The sequence below is a fragment of the Bacillus sp. SIMBA_008 genome, from assembly GCF_046535495.1.
GTDB classification, from domain to species: Bacteria; Bacillota; Bacilli; order Bacillales; family Bacillaceae; genus Bacillus; species Bacillus subtilis.
In genome coordinates this window covers 1-277 of sequence record NZ_JAWRWL010000363.1, presented here as the reverse complement: position 1 = coordinate 277, position 277 = coordinate 1, and the positions used below count along the sequence as shown (strand labels likewise).

Below are 277 nucleotides of genomic sequence, written 5' to 3'. Positions count from 1 at the left end.
CTTCATCCGTTGCAAGACAAGTAAAAAAAGCAATATATGGCAAATGGAAGGAATACGCAGATTTTGTAAGAGGGATTGTGGATCCTTATATTCAAATAGGCACATGGAATCGACAAGTAGATGATTTAATAGAATTTTATGCTGTGTGGACTGAGATGCAAACTCCAGAGGAAGCGCCAAATGCGTCCGCAAGTTCATATCATATGGCTCTTCAAGAAGTCGAAGGTTTAATGGCGGCAAGGAAGACTTTAAGAGATTTTAAACAAAATGAGCCAAG

1 pseudogene is annotated in these 277 nt (G+C 39.0%); it reads left to right on the top strand.

Features of this window, described 5'->3' with window-relative positions:
* Nucleotides 1-277 (top strand): annotated as a pseudogene (locus tag SB658_RS23610) (type III-B CRISPR-associated protein Cas10/Cmr2); the annotation flags it as partial.